The sequence below is a fragment of the Actinoplanes sp. NPDC019969 genome (assembly GCF_055562375.1).
Map to the genome: position 1 here is coordinate 57504 of NZ_JBVHFK010000013.1, position 20712 is coordinate 78215.

At 71.5% G+C, this 20712-nt stretch carries 21 protein-coding genes; 6 read left to right on the top strand and 15 right to left on the bottom strand.

From position 1 onward, the window contains the following. Positions 1-766 precede the first annotated feature (766 nt). From ACZ3II_RS33200 to ACZ3II_RS33210, 3 genes are read right to left on the bottom strand one after another with little or no spacing between them, the layout of a single operon-like run. A complete protein-coding gene (locus ACZ3II_RS33200) occupies positions 767-1516 on the bottom strand; it encodes an ABC transporter permease (protein ID WP_465522763.1) in 750 nt (249 codons plus the stop codon). Continuing rightward, positions 1513-2439, bottom strand: coding sequence for an ABC transporter ATP-binding protein (locus ACZ3II_RS33205; protein ID WP_465522765.1), 927 nt, complete (start codon positions 2437-2439; stop codon positions 1513-1515). The genes ACZ3II_RS33200 and ACZ3II_RS33205 overlap by 4 nt, the downstream gene beginning before the upstream one ends. Continuing rightward, complete coding sequence (locus ACZ3II_RS33210; protein ID WP_465522767.1) at positions 2436-2678, bottom strand: AbrB/MazE/SpoVT family DNA-binding domain-containing protein; 243 nt, start codon at positions 2676-2678, stop codon at positions 2436-2438. Before ACZ3II_RS33210 ends, ACZ3II_RS33205 begins: the two co-directional genes overlap by 4 nt. Positions 2679-2765: 87 nt before the next feature. On the opposite strand from ACZ3II_RS33210, the gene ACZ3II_RS33215 reads away from it, so the two are divergent. Beyond that, positions 2766-4169 (top strand): GGDEF domain-containing protein, encoded by a 1404-nt coding sequence (locus ACZ3II_RS33215; protein WP_465522769.1) that lies wholly within the window; start codon positions 2766-2768, stop codon positions 4167-4169. Between the two features lie 17 nt (positions 4170-4186). Here ACZ3II_RS33215 and ACZ3II_RS33220 read toward each other — a convergent pair whose 3' ends face one another. Further along, positions 4187-5773, bottom strand: a complete 1587-nt coding sequence (locus ACZ3II_RS33220) for a peptide chain release factor 3 (RefSeq protein WP_465522771.1) — start codon at positions 5771-5773, stop codon at positions 4187-4189. Positions 5774-5957: 184 nt separating this feature from the next. On the opposite strand from ACZ3II_RS33220, the gene ACZ3II_RS33225 reads away from it, so the two are divergent. The 4 genes from ACZ3II_RS33225 (at position 5958) to ACZ3II_RS33240 (ending at position 8732) form a co-directional block, all read left to right on the top strand. Continuing rightward, a complete protein-coding gene (locus ACZ3II_RS33225) occupies positions 5958-6725 on the top strand; it encodes a maleylpyruvate isomerase family mycothiol-dependent enzyme (RefSeq protein ID WP_465522773.1) in 768 nt (255 codons plus the stop codon). 44 nt (positions 6726-6769) lie between these two features. Beyond that, the gene (locus tag ACZ3II_RS33230) at positions 6770-7273 is read left to right on the top strand and encodes an ArsR/SmtB family transcription factor (protein WP_465522775.1); all 504 of its coding nucleotides are present in this window, start codon (positions 6770-6772) and stop codon (positions 7271-7273) included. After that, positions 7270-8109 (top strand): M23 family metallopeptidase, encoded by an 840-nt coding sequence (locus ACZ3II_RS33235; RefSeq protein WP_465522777.1) that lies wholly within the window; start codon positions 7270-7272, stop codon positions 8107-8109. Before ACZ3II_RS33230 ends, ACZ3II_RS33235 begins: the two co-directional genes overlap by 4 nt. Before the next feature lie 137 nt (positions 8110-8246). After that, positions 8247-8732, top strand: coding sequence for a hypothetical protein (locus ACZ3II_RS33240; protein ID WP_465522779.1), 486 nt, complete (start codon positions 8247-8249; stop codon positions 8730-8732). 77 nt (positions 8733-8809) lie between these two features. Here the strand turns inward: ACZ3II_RS33240 and ACZ3II_RS33245 are convergent, their stop codons facing one another. Then, a complete protein-coding gene (locus tag ACZ3II_RS33245) occupies positions 8810-9046 on the bottom strand; it encodes a hypothetical protein (RefSeq protein WP_465522781.1) in 237 nt (78 codons plus the stop codon). A gap of 12 nt (positions 9047-9058) precedes the next feature. Continuing rightward, positions 9059-9271 (bottom strand): universal stress protein, encoded by a 213-nt coding sequence (locus tag ACZ3II_RS33250; protein ID WP_465522783.1) that lies wholly within the window; start codon positions 9269-9271, stop codon positions 9059-9061. Positions 9272-9468: 197 nt separating this feature from the next. On the opposite strand from ACZ3II_RS33250, the gene ACZ3II_RS33255 reads away from it, so the two are divergent. After that, positions 9469-10503 (top strand): universal stress protein, encoded by a 1035-nt coding sequence (locus ACZ3II_RS33255; RefSeq protein WP_465522785.1) that lies wholly within the window; start codon positions 9469-9471, stop codon positions 10501-10503. A gap of 312 nt (positions 10504-10815) precedes the next feature. On the opposite strand, the gene ACZ3II_RS33260 is transcribed toward ACZ3II_RS33255, so the two are convergent. From ACZ3II_RS33260 to ACZ3II_RS33300, 9 genes are all read right to left on the bottom strand, one after another. Next, the gene (locus ACZ3II_RS33260) at positions 10816-11664 is read right to left on the bottom strand and encodes an anchored repeat-type ABC transporter permease subunit (RefSeq protein WP_465522787.1); all 849 of its coding nucleotides are present in this window, start codon (positions 11662-11664) and stop codon (positions 10816-10818) included. Between the two features lie 2 nt (positions 11665-11666). Continuing rightward, on the bottom strand, positions 11667-12371 hold the full coding sequence (locus tag ACZ3II_RS33265) for an anchored repeat-type ABC transporter ATP-binding subunit (protein WP_465523352.1): 705 nt from the start codon (positions 12369-12371) through the stop codon (positions 11667-11669). A gap of 14 nt (positions 12372-12385) precedes the next feature. Continuing rightward, a complete protein-coding gene (locus ACZ3II_RS33270) occupies positions 12386-13249 on the bottom strand; it encodes a choice-of-anchor M domain-containing protein (RefSeq protein ID WP_465523354.1) in 864 nt (287 codons plus the stop codon). Between the two features lie 6 nt (positions 13250-13255). After that, on the bottom strand, positions 13256-14785 hold the full coding sequence (locus tag ACZ3II_RS33275) for an anchored repeat ABC transporter, substrate-binding protein (protein ID WP_465522789.1): 1530 nt from the start codon (positions 14783-14785) through the stop codon (positions 13256-13258). Positions 14786-14838: 53 nt separating this feature from the next. Next, on the bottom strand, positions 14839-15474 hold the full coding sequence (locus ACZ3II_RS33280) for a choice-of-anchor M domain-containing protein (RefSeq protein WP_465522791.1): 636 nt from the start codon (positions 15472-15474) through the stop codon (positions 14839-14841). Continuing rightward, positions 15471-16109 (bottom strand): choice-of-anchor M domain-containing protein, encoded by a 639-nt coding sequence (locus ACZ3II_RS33285; protein WP_465523356.1) that lies wholly within the window; start codon positions 16107-16109, stop codon positions 15471-15473. Before ACZ3II_RS33285 ends, ACZ3II_RS33280 begins: the two co-directional genes overlap by 4 nt. A 71-nt stretch (positions 16110-16180) precedes the next feature. Beyond that, on the bottom strand, positions 16181-17791 hold the full coding sequence (locus ACZ3II_RS33290) for a TIGR03773 family transporter-associated surface protein (RefSeq protein ID WP_465522793.1): 1611 nt from the start codon (positions 17789-17791) through the stop codon (positions 16181-16183). Next, entirely contained in the window at positions 17791-19077 is a 1287-nt protein-coding gene (locus ACZ3II_RS33295; RefSeq protein ID WP_465522795.1) for a WxL protein peptidoglycan domain-containing protein, read from the bottom strand. The genes ACZ3II_RS33290 and ACZ3II_RS33295 overlap by 1 nt, the downstream gene beginning before the upstream one ends. Before the next feature lie 63 nt (positions 19078-19140). Continuing rightward, positions 19141-20607 (bottom strand): choice-of-anchor M domain-containing protein, encoded by a 1467-nt coding sequence (locus ACZ3II_RS33300; RefSeq protein WP_465522797.1) that lies wholly within the window; start codon positions 20605-20607, stop codon positions 19141-19143. Positions 20608-20712: the final 105 nt, after the last annotated feature.

Sequence of the window (20712 nt, forward strand, 5' to 3'; positions counted from 1 at the left end):
GCACAAGATTGGCTTCATGCCCGATTTCGTGCGCCTTGCACCGGGAATGAGTCTTCTTCTTGGTTACTCAGATCCGTATCCGCCAGGCCTCGAGCGGGTGAGTCCGTACGCACCCTTCACCCTCAAGATCGACGCGCGGCCAGCGTTCTTGTGCGATGCGGTCCGGCACTTCCCGCCCAAGATCTATCAGGTTCGCGATCTTGGGCGGGAGGCGCTGGATTTCCGCAGCTCAGCGCACAACAAGGAGCAGAAATTCGATCTTGTGCGCTCGGCTCCCCGCGTCGGGTCCACAAGATCGGGAACTGGCCCGGGAAGCCCCGGCCGTAGTCGTGACGGCAGCGCCCGGAGGAGGGCTTGACTACTCGCCCTTCAGCACCCCAGAAGAAGACTCGAACCCGATGCTCCGAATCCAGGATCGCGGAGGCTGTCGATCTTGGTTCGGGAGGTCCGATCTGCACCGCGCAAGATCGCGGGCGATGGCCGGTTCCGGTAATGGCGGGCGGTGTCGGGTCTCGGGTGTTCCCGTCGGCGGATGGTTGATGCGGACATCAGCAAGAAGGGAGAACGTTCGTTCCGCTGGTCCATCCGCCAAGACTGCGGGCGCGAAGAGGGGGCTGAAGCTGAGCCGATCCGCCGACGATTCTGCCGCGGACGGCGCATGCGCGGGATCGCCTGGCTATGAACGTCGTGCCCGATCCGGAAGGGTCCGGGGAACGGACGGCTCTGCCGCAGCAGGCGGACGGGCGGCAGGGCGCCTGGACCGCGATCAGGGGCGGTCCCAGCGGAACAGAACCGTGGCCAGGGTTCCGAAGATGAGGATCATGGCGGTGAGGACGCCCAGCGGGAGCAGCAGCGTGGACCACGCGTCGCCCGCCCACAAGCCCTGCATCAGGTCGGCGAAGTGGTGGACCGGGGAGAGGTTCATGATGCGCTGGATGCCGGCGGGCATGGTCTCCAAGGGGATGAAGGCGCCCGACGAGATCATCAGGATGATCATCAGGGTGTTGCCGATGCCGGTGGCTGCGGCGGCGGACGGGTAGACGGCGGCGAGGGTGTAGCCGAGGGCGAGGAAAGCGGTCAGGCCCAGCGCGGCGGCCAGCAGCACCGAGGCCAGGTTGCCGGTCAGGTCGGCGCCGAAGACCAGGGCACCCACCGCCAGCGCGGCGATCATGCCGGTCATGCCGATCAGGAAGTTGACGGTGAGGTCGGCGGCGATGAACGTGGCCGGGCGCAGGGGAGTGAGCCGCAGCCGGCGCAGGGCGCCGCTCTCGCGCAGGTTGAGGTGGCTCACCGGGACCAGCAGGACACCGGTGATCGCCAGGACCAGGGACGGGAACGCCGGGAGGGTCGCCTCGATGAAGCTGCGGCCGCCCAGGTCGGGGCTCGGGCCGTCGTCGAAGATGAAACCCAGGATCAGCACCAGCGCGGGGGCGAAGATGACCGAGAAGAACAGGCCGACCGGTTCCCGCAGCAGGGAGCGGCCCAACGTCAGGGTGAGCGTGCGGTAGCCCTTCACGACTGCGCCTCGACGCGCATCTGACGGCCGGTGAGGGTGAGGAACACGTCTTCCAATCCTGGTTGGGCGGTGCTGATGCCGGTCGCCCGGATGCCCCGGGCGCTCAGATCGGCGAGGACGTCCTGCAGGAAACCGCCGGTGCCGCGTACGGTCAAGGAATCGCCTTCGAGTTCCGCGGCGGTGACCGTGCCGATCCGGGTGAGCTCCCTGGTCAGGTCGCCGGGGACCGGGGCGGCCAGCGACAGAGTCGCGGTGGAGTCGCCGGCGTGGGCGCGGACCAGCGCGGGCACGGGATCGAGCGCGATCAGCCGGCCATGGTCGATGATGCCGACCCGGTCGCAGAGGTGCTCGGCCTCCTCCATGTAGTGCGTGGTCAGCACCACGGTGGTGCCCCGGCTCCGGACCGCCTTCACGACATCCCACATGGCCAGGCGCGCCTGCGGGTCGAGCGCTGTGGTCAGCTCGTCGAGGAAGACGACCTCGGGCCGGTGCAGCAGGGCAAGCGCGATGAAGACCCGCTGCCGTTCGCCGCCGGAGAGCCGCTCGACCCGGGTGCCCGCCTTGCCGGCGATGCCGAGCGTGGTCAGCAGCTCCCGCCACGGGACCGGCTCGTCGTAGAGCGCGGAGAACAGGCGCATCGCCTCGCCCACTGTCATCCGCGGGGGCAGGGCCGCGCTCTGCAACTGGACCCCGGTCCGCCGGGTCAGCTCGTGGCGGTCGGTGATCGGGTGCCGGCCGAGCACGCTGATCGTGCCGGAGGTGGGCCGATCGAGGCCCTCGATGCAGTTCAGCAGGGTGGTCTTGCCGGCGCCGTTGGGGCCGATCAGCCCGAAGATCTCACCCTCGGCCACCTGGAACGACACGCCGTCCAGAGCGGTCACGTCACCGAACCGCCGCACCACCTCGCCGCACTCGACGATCATGTGGCGTCTCCCTTCGCGGGGCCGGCAGGCGGCATGGCCTGGGCGATGAACTGGTCGAAGATGTCCTGGCGCACGATCGCTATCCCCTGCTCCGCGTCGGCGAGCAGCAGCAACGTGTCGCCCGGTTTGATGCCGAACAGGTCGCGTGCGCCCTTCGGGATGACGATCTGCCCCTTCTCTCCGACCTTGACCGTGCCGGCGAACTTCCCCTGCGCTGGGGGCAGGTCCTCTGGGTTCACAGCTCTCTCCAACGAGTCATACTTTTCTCACAAGTATAACCACGACGGCAAGCTCAGAAAGGGACGCGAACGGCCGAACCAACAGTGGTGACCCCATGGGCTGGGTACGCCGGATTCGCCGTGGTGGTGCTCACGGCGTACACCCTCACGCTCGCAACCGGGGCGCCGCAGACGGTGAGCGGGCCGCTGGGCCTGATGGCGGCGTTCGGCGGCCCCGCCGCCATGTTGTACGGGATCCGCCGCTACCGTCCGGCGACACGGTGGCCCTGGCTGCTGGTCCTCGGGCAGGCTCTGGTGCTGAGTTCGCTGGCGCTGCCGCCCGGGGTGATGTTCGGCGAGCCGAACCCGTCGCCGAGCGTGGGCGACGCCGTGCTGCTGTCCGCGAACGCCGTCGGTGTGCTGGCCCTGCTGCTGATCGTGCGGCGGCGCAGTCCCGGCTGGGATCTGCCCGGCCTGATCGACGCGGCGATCCTGACGGTGGCCGTCGTGCTGCTCTCCTGGATCTTCCTGATCGAGCCGATCGTCGGCGGCAGCGCCGACCTGTTCACGCGCTCGGTCGCGGCCACCTACCCGCTGAGCGATCTGCTGCTGGCGGCGCTCGGGGCGCGGCTGTTGCTGGACGCCGGGCCGAAGCCGGTGGCGGTCCGCTGCCTCACCGGCTACCTGCTGCTGATCATCGTGCCGGACACGCTGAGCGTCCTCGCCACGCTGTCCGGGGACGATCGGCTGCAGAACGCCGCCTACCCGCTGTGGACCGCGTCGGCGCTGCTGCTGGGGATGACCGGGATGCATCCGTCGCTGCGGGACGTGGACACGCCGGTGACCGGAACCGCCCAAGATCTGGGGCCGGGCCGGCTGGCCGCGCTGGCGTTCGCCTCGCTGCTCGCCCCGGCGGCGCTGCTGGTGCAGTACCTGCGCGGGGCGCAGCTGCACGTGCCGCTGGTCTGCGCGTCCTGCGGGATCCTGTTCCTGCTGGTGATCGGGCGGCTGGCGGGGCTGGTGGCGGTGCAGCGGCGGATGGCGGTGACCGACGAGCTGACCGGGCTGCGGACCCGCCGGTTCTTCCAGGGTGTGCTGGGCGGGCCGGTCAAGCCGACAGCCGTGGTGCTGCTCGACGTCGACCATTTCAAGCGGGTCAACGACACGTACGGGCACGACGGCGGGGACCGGGTGCTGCGGGAGGTGGCCCGCCGGATCAGTGGCGCGGTGCGTGACGGTGACGTGGTGGCGCGGTACGGCGGTGAGGAGTTCGCGGTGCTGCTGCCGAACGCGACGCCGGAGGAGGCCCGGGTGATCGCCGCGCGGATGCACGAGGCGGTACGGGCGACGCCGATCCCGGTCAGCGACGACGCGGCGATCACCGTGACGGTGTCGGCCGGGGTCGCCTGCACGCCCGCCGACCTGCCGGAACCGGGCACGTTGCCGCTGGTCGCCGACCGTTTCCTGTACGAGGCGAAGAACGCCGGCCGGGACCGCGTGGTCGCCTCGTGACAGTGGCGGCGTCGGTGTCACGCGTCCAGGCGTAGCTCCGGGTAACGCCCGGCGACCGTGCGCATCCGCCACCGGTGCGGGAAGACCGCGAGCAGCGCCTCGTCGCGGACCCGGGTCATCACCTCGACGTTCGACTCCGCCTTCAGGATCTCCCGGCCGGCGGCGTCGGTGCGGGCGGCCACCTCGTACGGCAGGTGGTCGAGCTGGACCTTCACCCCGAACTCGGCCTCCAGGCGGTAGGCGGCCACCTCGAACTGCATCGGGCCGACCGCCGCGAACACCGGCGCCTGGTCACCGCGCTGCTCCGACCGCAGCACCTGCACCACGCCCTCGCCGTCGAGCTGCTCGATGCCGCGGCGGAACCGCTTGAACGCGCCGGTGTCGGAGGTCCGCACGACGGCGAAGTGCTCCGGCGGGAACGACGGCAGTGGCGGGTACTGCACGGCGCCGCCCGCGTACAGGGTGTCGCCGATGCCCAGCGCCGTCGCGTTGACCAGGCCGACCACGTCACCGGGGAACGCCTCGTCGATGGTGTCCCGGCCCTGGCCGAAGATCTGCTGCGCGTACTTGGTGGCGAACGGCTTGCCGGTCCCGGCGTGCGTGACGATCATGCCGCGCTCGAACCGGCCGGAGCACACCCGCATGAACGCGACCTGGTCCCGGTGGGCCCGGTTCATGTTCGCCTGGATCTTGAAGACGAAGCCGGAGAACGTGCCGTCGACCGGCTGCGCGCCCCCGGCGGCGGTGGGCCGGTCGGACGGCGGGGGAGCGAGTTCCACGAGCAGGTTCAACAGCTGGCGTACGCCCAGGTTCGCCACCGCCGCGCCGAACAGCACCGGCGTCGTCGTCGCGCCCAGGAACGCCTCCTGGTCGTGATCGGCGCCGGTCATCTCGAGCAGTTCGAGTTCCTCGTTGGCGGTCACCCAGTCGGCGCCGAATCGCTCCGCGGCCTCCTCGGCGCTCATCTCCTCCTCGATCGCCAGGTCGGCGCCGCCGGGGGAGCGCTGCATCCGGGTGAACACGCCGGTGCGCCGGTCGATGACGCCGTGGAAGTTCCCGGCGATGCCGACCGGCCAGGTCAGCGGGGTCGGCTTGAGCCCGATCCGCTGCTCGATCTCGTCCATCAGCGCGAGCGCGTCGTTGCCCGGCCGGTCCCACTTGTTGATGAAGGTCATCACCGGGATGGCCCGCTGCCGGCACACCTCGAACAGCTTCAGCGTCTGCGGCTCCAGGCCCTTCGCCGCGTCCAGCAGCATCACCGCGCTGTCCACCGCGGTCAGCACCCGGTAGGTGTCCTCGGAGAAGTCGGCGTGACCGGGCGTGTCGAGCAGGTTGATGACGATGCCCTCGTACTCGAACTGGAGCGCCGCGGAGGTCACCGAGATGCCGCGCTGCTGCTCCATCGCCATCCAGTCGGAGACCACACCCTTGCGGTCGCCCTTGCCGTGCACCGCGCCGGCCTGGCCGATCACCCGGGCGTGCAGGGCGAGCGCCTCGGTCATCGTGGACTTGCCGGCGTCCGGGTGGGAGATGACAGCGAACGTACGCCTCCGGCCCGCTTGAGCCGCGACCCCCGCCGACGACGCCAGCACGTTCTGACTCACGCTATGCACTCCGATTTCACATCCCGGACAACGATGACCTGACGCACGGTATCTCCTGACCGCCGAAATGGAGTCACGCAGGGCCGTGATCGCCCTCACCGTCCCCGGCCGGGGGATCCTGTTCACCACCTGCTCACCGGGCCGGACCGGTAAATGACTTGCGCACACTGATAGACATCCGTGCGTGAACATCCCACTGGACTTCCCCGCCCTGCTTCGCCTGATCGACGAACGCTCGGCGGCGTTCCGGGACGCGGTCACCGCCGCGCCGGACCTCGGCGCCCAGGTGCCGACCTGCCCCGACTGGACCCTGTTCGACCTGGTCCGGCATCTGGGCGAGGTGCAGCGCCGCTGGGCTGCGACCGTCGCCGCGGGACCGGCCGACGGGCCCACCCAGGGCGTCGCCGAGGACGCGCCGGAGCTGCCGCGCGAGACGGCGGCGCTGCTGGCCTGGTCGGCGGAGTCCACCCGGGCGCTGCTGGACGCGCTCCGGGCGGCCGGGCCGGACCGGGAGTGCTGGACCTGGTGGGGCGGGTCGCAGACGCCGCAGACCAGCGGTGGCGTCGCCCGGCACCAGGTGCAGGAGGTGGCGGTGCACACCTACGACGCGCAGGCGACCGGGGAGGGCGGTCGGCCGCTGCCGGAGGAGGTGGCGCTGGACGGTGTCGAGGAGTTCCTGGACACCTGCTGCGCCGGGCCGTACTCGTGGCCGCACGAGCCCGGCGCCGTCGACTACGTGGCGGTCGAGGGCGCGGCCTGGCGGCTGACGCTGACCGGCGACGGGGTCCGCAGCGCGCCGGCGTGCACGCCGGGCGACGGGGCGGTGGCCTCGCTCACCGGCACGGCGTCCGACCTGGTCCTGGCCCTGTACGGCCGGATCCCGGTGGATTTGCTCAAGGTCGACGGCGATCGGGCGAGGTTCGACGAGCTGCTCGCCTGGGACCCGGAGTAGCCGCGCGGCTCTACGGTTCTACGTAATTACGTTATGGTGGAGGGGTGAGCGACTCCGCACGCCTCGACGCGCTCGAAAAGCGCGTGGCCGACCTCGAACGCCGCCTCCACCACGACGAGCCCCGCGCGCCGCAGACCCCCGACCCCGACGTCTTCTGGGCGCTCGAGGGCCTGCTCGCGCGGGCCGGCGACCCCGGCGCCGTCATGATCACCGGGCATGTGGCGCTGCCCGACGGCCGGGCCGCCCGCTGGCAGGAGACGGCAGGCACCGAGGAACTGCTCGACGGCGACTGGTCACAGCACGTCACCGCGCTGGCCGCCCTCGCCCACCCGGCCCGGATCCGCCTGCTCCAGCATGTGCTGCACGGCGCCGCCACCGCGCAGGACCTCACCCGCCTCGACGGGATGGGCACCAGCGGGCAGGTCTATCACCACTTGCGCCAGCTCGTCGCCGCCGGATGGCTGCAGACCATCGGCGGCGGCCGCTACGAGGTTCCGGTCGCCCGCATCGTCCCGCTGCTCACCACGATCCAGGGAGCCCGCCGATGAGACGTACGATCGCCCGCCTGTCGACCTGGTGGCTGCGCCTGTTCTGCGGCACCGTCATCGCGATGCTGTTCCTGCCGGTGCCGAAACCCTTCGACCTCATGCTGATGGCGGCGCCGCTGATCCTCGCCTTCGTCCGCCCGCCCCGCGCCATCAGGGAACCGGTCGAGGTCGCCGCGCCCGTCCGGGGCCGCTGGGTGGTCCTCAACGGGCCCGGCACCGCCGTCCCCAGTCACGGCGTGCGGGCCTACGGGCAGACGTACGCCGTCGACCTCCTCCAGCCCTCCCCGGACGCGGCCACCACGATCAGCTGGTCCCCGCGAACCCGCGCCCCCGAGTCGTACCTCTGCTTCGGCGCCCCCGTCCTCGCCATGGCCGGCGGCACCGTCGTGCACACCGCCGCCGGCCGGCGCGATCACCGCTCCCGCGACACCTGGCCGACCCTGCTGTGGATGATGACGGTCGAGGCGGCCGTCCGTGAGCTGGCCGGCGCCCCGGCGATCCTGGGCAACCACGTGATCGTCCGGCACGACGACAACACCTTTGCGGCGTACGCCCACCTGCGCCGGAACTCCCTCACGGTGCGCCCCGGCGACCGGGTCACCGCCGGGCAGCAGCTGGCCGAGGTCGGCAACAGCGGCAACACCTCCGAACCGCACCTGCACGTCCAGCTCATGGACCACAGCCGCCCGACCGCCGCCGCCGGCCTCCCGATGCGCTGGCCCGGCCTGCACACCGACCCGGCCGGCCGTGATCCCCGCTGGTCCACCGGCGACCCGAAACCCTCCGCCCTCCCCGGCTTCCCCCAGAACGGCGAGATCTTCACCCCGGCCCGCTAGCCCGGCCGGCTCTCATGGCCAGCCGGAGGGGACTGTGGGGTGAGGAGGGTTGGTAGCGTCGCGTTCGCAGTGACGTCGCCAAAGCGAAGCCGGATGATGACTGACACGCCTGCAAGCTGGCGGCCGCCGGGCTCGCGGTGGCGCTGCTCGGCGTGATCGTCGGCGTCCTGGTCCAGTGGTGGCGTGCGCCCGCAGCGAACCGGGCCTCACCCTTCGCCGTGCTGGTGGTGACACCGGTGATCGGCGCTGTCGTCGTCGCGGGGTGCACCGGCGTGGTCCGGTACGCCGACGGCGCGATCGCCGAGTCGCTCGCCCGGCGCGGCATGCCGGTCCCGGAGGTCGCCGTGGCCGTCGCGCCCGCACCGGAGTGGAAACCCGGTACGGGCGGCCGGTCCCCGGGACTCGACCAGGCGCGATACGACCTGGAAGCGCGGGTGCTGCGGGCTGCCCTGGTGCGGCGCCCGATGCGCAGCGCGTGTACACCGGCCGACGCCGATCCCGCCTATGACACCCGGATCCCTTGCATGGTGACCTACGGGGGCGTCGAGATGCCGGTCAACCTGCGGGTCAGGGGCAGTTCCGGTACGGCGGCGGACTTCGCGCCCACCCCGTTCGAGCGGTGACCGTCGAGCACCAGGCGCAGGACACGTGCCGACCAAGGCCGTCCCCGCGCCGGCCGCAACAGGGGAGCGGTGCTGATTCAGCCGCCGGGGCCCATGGTCACCGTTCGGATCGACGGGGTGCGGCGGCCGGCGATCCCGGCCGCCGCGGCGACGGCGATCAGCACGGCGGCGCCGGCGGCCACGAGCGCGGTGACATCCACGGCCGGGACGAACACGGTACGGTCCGGGCCGGTGACGTACGCCCCGATCTCACGCTGCCCACCCGTACCGGCCGTGGCTCGATGGCGTCGGGCATGGTCAGTGCTCCCCGGCACCCTCGTGGACGATCACGACGGGCAGCGGGCGTGGCCGCCGACCGCGGACGTGACCGAACCGAACAGCCCGGCCAGCACGCCGTGTTCCCGCCCGCCGAGCACCAGCAGGCGCGCCTGCCGGGACAGGTCGATCAGGGCGGTGGCGGCGTGCGCGCGGACCGTCCGCGCGGTCACGTCCAGCAGCGGATGGGTTTCGTGGGCCTCGGCCACGGCCCGGTCCAGCATGCCGGCAGGACGATCCGGCGTACCCGACGATGATCTTCTTGTGCACGGTACGGACCTCCTCTCCGGTGCCGTACGCCGTCCCGGGAGCACGGTGACGGGTCCGGCCGTTCTCTCCTCATCACATGCCCCCGATGCCCGCGGCGGCAGGGCCGAACGGCCCTGAACAGCCTCGGAAGAGCTGCCTAACGTACGGGGGCATGAAGCTGCCCGTGGTGGTCGGCATCGATGGCTTGCCCGCCGATTCGCCGATCGTGGACATCGCCGCCGCCGAAGCCGTACGCCGGGAAGTGCCCCTGGAGATCGTGCACGCCTGGCCCGGCCGCCATCCCGGCGTGCCGCGCCGCCGCGCCGTCCGGCCCGCCCCGGCCGACGGCCGCCACCTGCTCGAACTCGCCGGCCGCCGGGCCCGTCTCACCCATCCCGGCCTGCCGGTCCACACCGCGATGCTGGACCACAGCGCCGCCGCGGCCCTGGCGCAGCGATCGCAGACAGCCGGCCTGCTGGTCGTCGGCCACCGCGACGCGGCGGGCGCCGGGCACGGGTGGGGTTCGACAGCGGCCTACCTGGCCCACCACAGCGCCTGCCCCTTGCTGGTCCACCGCGGCCCGTGGCCGCAGCGCGGCCCGATAGTGGTCGCCACGTCCGGCCGGCGCAGCGCCACCCTGGACTGCGCCTTCCGGCTGGCGTCCGAAGCCGGCTGCCCCCTGGTCGCGGTCCACGTCAAGGCACCCCCAGACGAGGCGTCCCCAAGAGAGTCCCTCATGGATGAGGCGGCACTGGGAGCGGCGGCACTGGGAGCGGCGGCACTGGGAGCGGCGGCACCGGGAAAGGGGACACCGAGAAAGGGGACACCGAGAAAGGCAGCACCGGGAAGGGCGGTATCGAGAGGGGCGGCATGGAAAGGGGCGACGCTGGGAGCGGCGGCATTCGAAGGAGAGGCCGCATTCGATGACGGCACTTTTGAAGTCGCGCTACCGGACCCCGCCGACGATCCGGTGCCGGGACTGAGCCGAACGTGGCCGCAGGTGAAGACGTCCCGCCTGACGATCACCGAGTCGGAGATCGCCTACACCACGGAACGGGCGTCCCGCCGCGGCCGCCTGCTGGTCGCCGGACGGGGCCGCAAGGGCTGGCTGATCGAGCACATCTACCGCGCCGCCAATATCACCACCGGCGGCCGCCAGCTGTGCCCGGTTCTGCTCATCCCGCCCGGCTGGCCCACCGGCGCTTGACGGCTGGTGCTCATGGCTGTCTCGACTCAGTTGAGACAGCCATGAGAGCCACCCGAGGGGGTGACCGCGACGGGCGCGCATGGCCCGCACCCGCGGGACGGTCGTTAGGGGACGCCTGCCGTGGCCGCCGCGAGTCACGGGACGTCCGGGTGGCCCGTACCGGAGAAGGGTTCTGCCGTGAGGTAGTCGGTCAGGCCGGGCCAGGAGCGGCCGTGCCCGCGGAGCACGCGGTCGCCGAGTCGCACGATCCCGGCTGGTCGTGGGTGCTGTCTCGACCGGCCGGAGACAGCATCCACGACCAGCCGAGGGTGTTCAGGTGGCGAGCCGGGCGACCAGGCCGTGCCGTGGCGCGAGAACGTGGGCGAGGAGGAACGCGCCGGTCAGGGTCAGGACGATGGTGCCGCCGACCGGCAGGTCCCAGGACCAGGACAGGTAGAGGCCGATCAGGGCGCAGGCCGCGCCGATCGCCGGGGCGAGGGCCATCATCACCGGGAGGCGGTCGGTGAGCAGGCGGGCGGTGGCGGCCGGGGTGACGAGCAGGGCCAGGACCAGGATGTTGCCGATGGTCTGGACGGCCATCACGACGGCGAGGGTGACGAGCACGTACAGGACGAGGTCGAGCCAGAACACCCGCAGGCCGAGCGCGCGGGCCATCTCCCGGTCCAGGGTGACCGCCACGAACTCCTTGTGCAGGGCGAAGACGGCGAGGAGTACGGCGATGGTGGTGCCGCCGACCACGTACAGGTCCCGGTCCGGGATGCCGGTGATCGAGCCGAACAGGAACTGCTGCAGCGAGCCGGCGTACCCGGGAGCGCGCGAGATGATCACGATGCCGAGGGCAAACGCGGCGACGAAGAAGATGCCGATGACGGAGTCCTCCTTGAGCCGCCGGTTCTGGGCGAAGACGGTCACGAGCAGGGCGGTGACGATGCCGGCGATGGTGCCGCCGAGGACCATGCTGCCGGAGAACAGGAAGGCGATGGCCAGTCCGGGGAAGACGGCGTGGGCGACGGCGTCGCCGATGAAGGCCATGCCGCGGAGTACGACGTAGCAGCCGACCACCCCGCACATGATCGCCGACAGCACCGCGATGGTCAGCGCCTTCGGCAGGAACGCCAGGTCGGGGTTGGTCAGGTCGGCGAGGAACTGCCAGGGGGACACGGTCAGGCTCCGGCGAGGTCGAGGGCTTTGAGGAGATGGCTGCCGGGTCCGACGTCGAACGTCCGCATCCACAGCTCCGGGTCCTTCAGATCTGCGGGCGGCCCCGCGGCGATCACGGTCCGGTTGATCAGAATCAGACGATCGCAGGTGTACGCGGCCGCGGTCAGATCGTGTGTCGCCATCAGGACGGCGCGTTCCCGGGCGATCTCGGTGAACAGTTCGGTCAGGGTCTCCTGGGCGGGCATGTCGAGGCCGGTGAACGGCTCGTCGAGGAGGAGCACCGCCGGTTCCAGGACGAGCGCCCGGGCGACCAGGACCCGTTGCCGCTGCCCGCCGGACAATTCGCCGACGGGCCGTTTCCGCAGGTCGCCGAGTTTGACCTGGTCGAGAGCGGCCCAGGCGGCCCGCCAGTGGGCGACTGTCGGGCGGCGGAACAGGCCGATCCGGCGGACCAGGCCGCTGAGCACGGCGTCCTGCACGGAGGCCGGGAAGTCCCAGGTGAACTCGTGCCGCTGCGGGACATACCCGGCGCTGCCGGTGCGGACCGTGCCGGCGCGCAGCGGGACCAGGCCGAGCGCGGACCGCATCAGGGTGGTCTTGCCGGCCCCGTTCGGCCCGAGCAGCGCCGCGAACTCCCCGGCATGGAGGCGCAGGTCGACGCCCCGGAGAACCGGCCGGCCCCCGAGGTCGGCATCCACTCCGGCCATCTCCAGGGCCGGGGTCACCGGAAGCTCTCCCGTTCGGCGCGGCGGCGGAGCACGGACTGGCGGGCGACGAGACCGGCGATGATCAGGGCGACCGTCAGACCGATACCGATCAGGGCGGGTGCTTGCCACGTACCGGAGGAGGGGTTCGCAGCCACGGCCGGAGCGGAAGCCGACGGCGGCGCCGCGACCAGGGTCGTGTCGAAGTCGGGCTCGGTGGCGTCGCCGACCGCCAGGCGCAGGACGGTGCTCGCCGAGGCGGTGGATCCGTCGGCCAGGTCGGCGGTGACGTCGACGGCCAGCAGATAGTTGCCCGGGGCGCCGAACACCCAGTTGGCGTGGGTGTGCGTGTTGGTCTCCACCCACAGCGGCTGCGGGTACGGCTTCGCCGTGCTCCACAGCACCTGCGGCGCCCCGAGGTTCCCCGACTGCAGGAACACCGTGACGTCGCCCGGCCCCCGCACCTCGCGCAGGCTCATCGTGACACCCCGGCTGATCGCGCCGAGCACCCCCGGATCCTGGGTGTTCCAGCCGATCCAGACGACCCCCTGCTTCTCCGTCTGCGGCACCACGTGCACGTCCGTGCCGGGCTTCTTGCCGAGGAACGCGTACGCCGCGTCGTCCGGAACCTGCTGGCGGGCGCTGTCCCGGACGCGCAGCACGGTGTCGGCGGGGTCGCGCCACACCGACGGCACGGCATGGTCGTCGTGGATCTGAACGGTCCACTTCCCGTCCCGCAGGCGGGGGCCGATGTCGACGTGGCCGGTGTCGAGGACGGCCCGCCCGGTCGCCTGGGACTGGCCGGCGTCGAGAGTCTGGTCCGGCGTCGGGGTGGGTGCGATCGCCAGCGCGGCGGCCAGCACGATGGTGGTCAGCAACAGGTTTCCTCAGGTCAGGCAGGTGTGGAGGGAGTCGGCGTTGAACCGCATCAGCTGCGTGTAACTGCGCACCCGGCCGTCGAAGGCGTCGCCGTAGATGTCGCAGACCCGCACCCCGTTGTCGCGCGCGACCTCGGTCAGCATCGACGAGCGGGCGCGCAGGTTCGGTTCCAGGAACACCGCTCGGACGTGCAGGTTCCGCAGGGTCTCGGTGAGCCGCCGCCGGTCGGCGAGGCTCGGTTCGACCGCCGGGTTCGGCGTGACGAACCCGGCCACCGGGATCCCATAGGCTTTCGCCAGGTAGGCGAAGGCGTCGTGGGTGGTCACCAGATGGCGGTTCGCTTGCGGGATCCCGTCGATTCTTTCCTGGACGTACGCGTCCAGCGCGCTGAGTTCCGTCAGGTACCGGTCGGCGTTGGCCCGGTACTGCGCGGTCCCGCCCGGGTCGGCGGCGATCAGGGTGTCCCGGATCAGTTCGGTGTACGCCTGCGCGTTCCCGACGTCCTGCCACAGGTGCGGATCGATCTCGCCGTGCACGTGCCGACCGAGAACCGCCTGCGGAAGCTGATAGATCCGGGTTCCGGGGCGGCCGAGGAAGCGGAATCCCGGCCCGGCGGGCACCTCCTTGAGCGCTTTCACCGGAACGTCGATGACGGTACGGGCGGGATCGTGCTGCTTCGGGCCGCTGCCGGTGTCCTCCCGCAGGTAGATCTCGCCCGTGTCGATGTCCGAGGTGACATCGGTATGACCGCCCCGGAGGACTGTCACGTCCGGCGAAAGGTGCGGATCCACCCCGACAGCGAACGTCAGCGTCTGCTCGCCCATCGGCACCGGCTTCGTGTCGGCGGCGACGGCCAGCTCGGCCCGCAGGCGGAGCCGGTAGACACCCGGCTCGGTGAACGCCCAGCTCATATGGGTGTGCGCGGCAGGCGGCAGGATCATGGTGTCGTCCCGGAAGCCGTTCGCCGCGTCGAAGCCGTCGCCGGAGTCCAGGAAGGTGTCCGGGTTGCCGAACGACTCGGTCAGATAGGCCGTCATCCGTCCCGGCCCCGTCATGGCGGTGGCGGACAGCCGCACGTCGGAGGATCGGGTCACGCCGTGGACGGTTCCGTCGCCCTGGGCGCGCAGCCCCAGCCACACGGTGTCCAGGGAGACGTCCTCGACCAGCGGGATGATCTCGGCGGCGTACTTGGTGGCCCCCTCGGCCAGCGAGATCTGCTCGACGCCGTCCGGCAGGTTCGCGTCCAGCGTCCTGATCACGCTCTGCGCCTCGAGGAGCAGGTAGTTGCTGAACGCCACGTCGGCGTAGACGATGTTGCGCACGTCGCGCAGGGTCGGCTCGTACGCGTGCGCGTCCGCGTTGTCCGGCACGATCGCGTCGACCAGCACCCGGTCGCCGCCGACGTTGCGGACCAGGTCGGCGAGGATGCCGGTGGTGGTGACGACCTGCACGCGGCCGTCGGTGGCGCTGAGGGCGGGCGGCGCCGCGCAACCGGCCAGCGCGAGGCACGCCAGGATGGCGGCCGGGACTCGGAACATTAGGATCTCCCTGGTGGACCCGCTCCAATTCCGGTGGAGCGGGCCCACACTCGTCACGGCAGGACGGTGAAGGTGTACGCCTTCGTGCCGGTGGTGACGGTCGCGCCGGTGCTCAGCAGCTTCCCGGTGACCTCGAAGGTGACGGTGTACGTGCCGGCCCGGGTGAAGCCCCAGTTGGCGTGGCTGTGCGCGTTGTAGGTGACGGCCCGGGTGTCCGGCAGCCCGTCCGAGGAGTCGAACAGCCTGGTCGGCGTACCGGCCGAGACCGTGTAGACGCTGAACTGGCCGGGACCCGAGACGCTGTGCAGCTTGAACGTCACCGCGTTGTTCTGCAGCACCCCGGACGGGACCTCGCCGGTGTTCCAGCCGCCCCAGAGCAGCCCGCCGGTGTTGCCCTGCGGCAGCACCCACGCGGTCCCGCCGGCGGCGCCGAGGAACGACCAGGCGCTGCCGGCCGGCACGGTGATCTTCGCGGCGGCCGGAACCTGGAGGACCACGTCCGCCGGGTTCCGCTCGACCAGGGCGCCGCCGGTCTCGTCACCGACCGACAGGACCAGGGCGCCGGCGCTGTAGTCGACGTCCAGGATGTCGACGTGGCCGCTGGTCAGGGTGGTCGCGGCATAGGCGGGCGAACCGGCGGCCACGACCAGGGCGGCGGTCAGAGCGGTGGCGGTCAGGATCCGCTTCACGGCTGCACCACCACCCGGTAGACGGCGGGAGCCGACGTGACGGTGCTGCCACCGGCCAGGGTGGCGGTGGCCCGGACCTTGACGAGGTAGACGCCGGCCTTCGAGAACGCCCAGCTCGCGTGCACATGCGTGCCGGCGTCCAGGGCGATCGCGTCGGGCAGGCCGTCGGCGCTGTTGACCAGCACGTCCGGGGTGCCGACCGCGTCCTCGGTGAACACGGCGAGCCGGCCGGGGCCGGTCACCTTCTCCACCCTGAGGGAGACGGCGGAGGCGTCCACCTCCTCGGTGGAGATGCCGGGCCAGAGCAGGTTCTCGTTCTGGACCTCCGGGAGGATCCAGGTCGGCTTGCCGGCGGCGCCGAGGAACCCGAACGCCGGGTTGTCCGGGACGGTGGTCCTCGCGGCGTTCTTCACGAGGAAGACGACGTCGTCGACCTCGCGTTCGACGTCGGGCTCGACGGTCTCGTCGTGGACGCCGATCTCCAGGGCGCCGTCCTCCAGCGCGATGTCGATCATGTCGACGTGGCCGGAGCTGAGGACGACCACGCCGGGCGTGGCCTGGGCGGGCAGGGCGGTGCCGAACAGCGCGGCGGCGAGGACGCCACCGCCGATCAGCAGGCGCAGGGGTTTGCGCAAGGGGATCTCCTCGGGATTGATGCGGCGTACGATCGCCGCGCCGCTGTCGACCTTAATGGTTTTCATTTTCATTAGGAAGGCTCGGTAGTGGACTCGGAGCGCCTCCGTCGTGTGAGGACGACCACGGCGGCGCCGGTGGCGAGCAGAAGCGTGCCCCCGCCGGCGATCGAGACGATGTCCGTGCCGGTCTTCGCCAGGTCGCTGCCGGTGCCGGCGCTGTCGTCGCCGGTGCTGGTGCCGCCGCCCCCGGTGCCGGTGCCAGTGCCGGAGCCGCCTCCGGTGCCGGTGCCGGTCGAGTCGCCGACCGCGATGGTCAGGGTCTTCGTGTCCGACACGGTCTTGCCGCCGGTCGTGGTGGCGGTCATCGCGACGGTGAGCTTGTAGACGCCGGCCTTGGTGAACGCCCAGTTGCCGTGCGCGTGCGTGTTCGGCGGGATGGCGAGCTGCTGCGGCAGGGACTTCGCCGAGTCGAACACGACATCCGGCGTGCCGAACGAGCCGGTCAGGAACAACGTGAACGCGCCGGGGCCGGTGACACCCTTGAGCTGCCAGGTGACGTTGCCCTTGGTGCCGTTGACGACCGAGTCGTGCTGGGTGTTCCAGCCGGGCCAGACGATCCCGGACTGCTGGGACTGGGGGAGCAGATAGACCTTGTCACCGGCCTTGCCGAGGAACGCGTAACCGCTGCCGGCCGGGACGTCGATCCGGGCCTTCTCGGTCACCCTCAGCGTGACGTCGGCGAGTTCCCGCCAGGTCGGGGGAGTGGTCGCGTCATCCTTGAGCCGGATCGTCAGGGTGCCGCCACTGAGATTCGGTCCCATGTCGACGTGCCCGTCAGAGATCACCTTCTTCCCCGCCTTCTCCGCAGCGGCCTTGCCCTCGGTGGTCGCGTTCTGCGCGGCGGCGTTCGCCCCGGCCGCCGTTGCCGCCGGTACAGCGGTTGCCGCACCGGCCTGCGCCGGGCCGGTTGCCGCTCCAAGCCGCGCCGGGCCGGAGGCAGCCTCCTCCCGCGCGGCCGGGGCCGTCTTCCTCACCCCGCCATGCCCGGGCACGGTGACCGAGTAGGTGACCTCGTCCCGAAGGCTCTTGCCGCCGGTGCGGGCGGTCGCGCGCAAGGTCACCTGATACTCGCCGGGGGCGTCGAAGAGCCACACCACCCCTCCGGTACGGCGACCCGCCGGCAACGTGGCACTCGACCGGCCGTCGCTGTCCAGCAGCAGCGTCGGCCGCCCCCACGCCGACAGGATGTAGGCGGCGAACGTGCCCGGTCCCTCGACGCCGACCAGTTCCAGGCCGACCGTGCCGCCGACGACCTCGGCCGGGTCGACACCGGTGGTGTCGAACGCGGGAAACCGAGAGCCGTCATCCCACAGCGACCACACCGGAGTCCCTGCCGTACCGAGAAACGCGAACGCAGGATCCTCAGGCACCACCCCGACCGGCCCGTTCCGGGCGGTGAACCGCAACGTCGCCGGATCAGCCTCGGCCCCCGCACCGTCCCGGAACGTCATCTCCAGGTCGCCGCCGTCGAGAGTCAGAGCGACGAGGTCGGCGCCGCCCGGTTCGGGTTCGGCGCCGGCGGCCAGGGCCGGCGCGGGCAGAAGTGCCACCAGCGAGGCGGTGGCCGTCACCACGGTGTGCCGGGCAGCCTTGCGCAGGCCGTACCGTGTCCTGCCAGTCATCAGGTTCCTTCCGTTTCGTCGGGCTGCTCACGGCCGGCCCGCTCCGCGCCCGGCTCAGCGTGTCGAGTTCGGCCGCTATGCGCGCCCGAACTCGACACGCTGGACGGACTGCCGGCCTCGGGCTGGTCGGCGCCCCGGTCGGTGTGTTGAGTTCGGCCGCCAAGGGCGCCCGAACTCGACACGCTGGGTGGGCTGCCGGCCTCGGGCTGGGGCTGGTCGGCTTCCCGGTCGGTGTGTTGAGTTCGGCCGTCATGCGCGCCCGAACTCGACACGCTGGACGGGTTGTGGGCGGCGGCGCGGCCACGTTGTTCGGCGGCGGCCAGGGCGGCCTGGAAGCGGGCCCTGCGGCGGCGCCGGGAGAACAGCCAAGCGGTGATCAGAACGGCGGCCAGGGCCAGGGTGGCGAGCTGGGGCCACGGGATCAGCCAGACGGTGTGCTGGGCACGGGCGACCACGGGCGCCGGGTCGATCGGGCGGCCGTCGGCGGTGGACGGGATCGCCGACAGGTCGAGCGTGGAGCGGAAGAGCGGCGGCACCGCGTCGAGGGTGATCTCGGTGCGGAGGGCGGCGCCGGGCAGGAGGTCGGGGATCGGCGGGCCGTCGGCGGCGCGTCCGCCCGAGAAGGGGAACGGGCCCGACGCCTCAGCCCGGGGCAGGGCGCGTAGCCGTACATTCCCCCGGTTTTCAATGGTGAAAGCGGCCGTGAGGCGCGGCAGCTTCAGCGGGTTCCAGGACGTCGCGGCAGTTATCCGCACGTCGGTGACGGTCAGTTCGGGGCGCAGCGGGCCGGTGACGCGCAGGTAGACGCGGGCGCCGACGCGATGATCGACGGTGACCTGGTTGCCGTTGCCGTCCGAGGTCGCGGCGGCGAGTGAGGCGACCACCCCGGCCGCGTGATCGCCGGGGGTCGCGTTCGCCGGGACGGTCACGGTGAACGGGACCACGAGCCGCGACTTCGACGGCAGAGTGATCGTCGGCCGGCCGATTCTGATCCAGCTTCCGGCGTCCGTCGGCGCGGCGCTGCCGGCCCGCAGGTCGAAGCCGCCGCCCGCCGTGGTGAACGCGTCGTTGGCGTAGAGGCGCAGCGTGAGCGGGCGTTTCGAGTGGTTGGTGACCGCGACGTGGTCGGTGACGGTGGCGCCGGGGTCGAGTTTGTAGTCCAGAGCCGGGCGGCCGTTCGGCCCCTTCGGCCCGGACGGCGCGACCGACCAGGTCAGCGGGTCGTCCGCGGGCACGGGAGCGAGGAGGACGGCGGCCAGAACCGCCGCGGTGGCGTGCGTGAGCATGAGGGGTCTTTCTCGCGACCGGGGTCGCGGGGCGGCCAGGGGGACCAACCGCCCCGCGACGTCTCAGATGGCGGTCAGGGTCAGGGTGCCGGTGTAGGTGCCGGCCGCCGTGTTCGTCGGGACGCTGAGCTTCAGAGCCGCGTCGAGCTGGGCGGTGCCCAGACCCTTGCCGTTCGGCGCCGCCGCCAGCGCCGCGCTGCCGCCCAGGCCCGTGTCGGGTTGGCCGGGCACGTACGGCGCCGACACCGGACCGGCGATCACGCCCTGCTTGTCGCCCTGCGTGGTGATGCTGGGCGTCCAGCCGAGGTAGCTGCCGGCGAACGTCTTGCCGTCGGAGGTGGAGAACCCGTCCGCGACCTGCCCGGACACCGTCCAACCAGGTTGGGCGGCACGGGTGTCGGTGACCGTGACGGGCTGGAGCGCGCCGTTGCTCTCCCACCGGTCACCGGCTGCCGACAGTGTCGCCGCCGGCAGGGTCACGGCCCGGTGCCCCGGATCGACGCTGATCACGAGAGCGCCGTCGGAGGCGTTGATGGTGGCGGTCACCGACTTGGCGGCGCTGCTGCCCTCGGGCGGGGCGGCCACCCACAGCCAGGACTCGGCGCTGGTCGCCTTCACCGTGGCGCCGTCGTAGAGCTTGACGACGTACTGGCTGCCGTTGAGGGCCTGCGTGGCGGTGAAACCGTACGACGCCCCGGTCTCGCCCGCGATCGGGGAGAAGTCCTGGTCGCCGTACCGTTTGACGAACCACTGGTACTTGGTCAGCGGACCCTGCGGTGACTGCACCGCCTGCAGCGTGACGGTGTCGCCGATCTGGTAATCGCCCTCGGCCATCCCGGCGATGCTCAGGCTCAGGTCACCGCCGCCCTGCAGGTCACCGACCACGAACCGGTAGTCGACCGGCCCGGTGCTCACCGTCGTGCCGTTGCTCAGCGTGGCGTCGGCCTGGAACCTCAGCGTGTACGTGCCGAGCGCCGAGAACACCCAGCCCGCGTGGGCGTGCGTGTGCACCGGCACGTCGAGCTTGTCGGGCAGGCCGTCGTTGCTGCGGAACTTGATGTTCGGGGTGCCGAGCGAGTTCGTGTCGAACAAGGTCACGTCACCGGGACCGTCCACCCCGACCAGGCTGAGCGACACCTTGTCCCCGGCGAAGACACCGGAGCCGAGGGTCGTGGTGTTCCAGCCCGGCCACAACAGTGCCTGGTCCTGCACCTGCGGCAGCATCCAGATCCGGCTGCCCGGCGCTCCGAGGAACGAGAACGTGGGCAGGTCCGGCACCGTCGTCCCGGCCGCCGGCAGCACCTGGAACGTGACGTCCGCCGGGTCCCGGACCACCGCCGGGCTCACCGTGTCGTCCTTGACCTTCAAGGACAGTCTGCCGTCCGCGTAGTGCACGTCGACCGCGTCGGTGTGGCCCTTGGCCAGCACCACGCGGTCCGCCGCGAGGGCGGGGGCGGCGCTGATCAGCGTGGCCGCGGCCAGGGTGAGACCGGCGAGAGTGGACGCGACCCCTGGGGAGGGTCTCTTCACGCATCGTCTCCCTTCACGAGCTATTTGAAAACGACTCTCGTTTTCGCGCTCGCAAGGTAGCACGTCCCTATGTAAATGGAAATCATTGCCATCTAGCGACGGCCG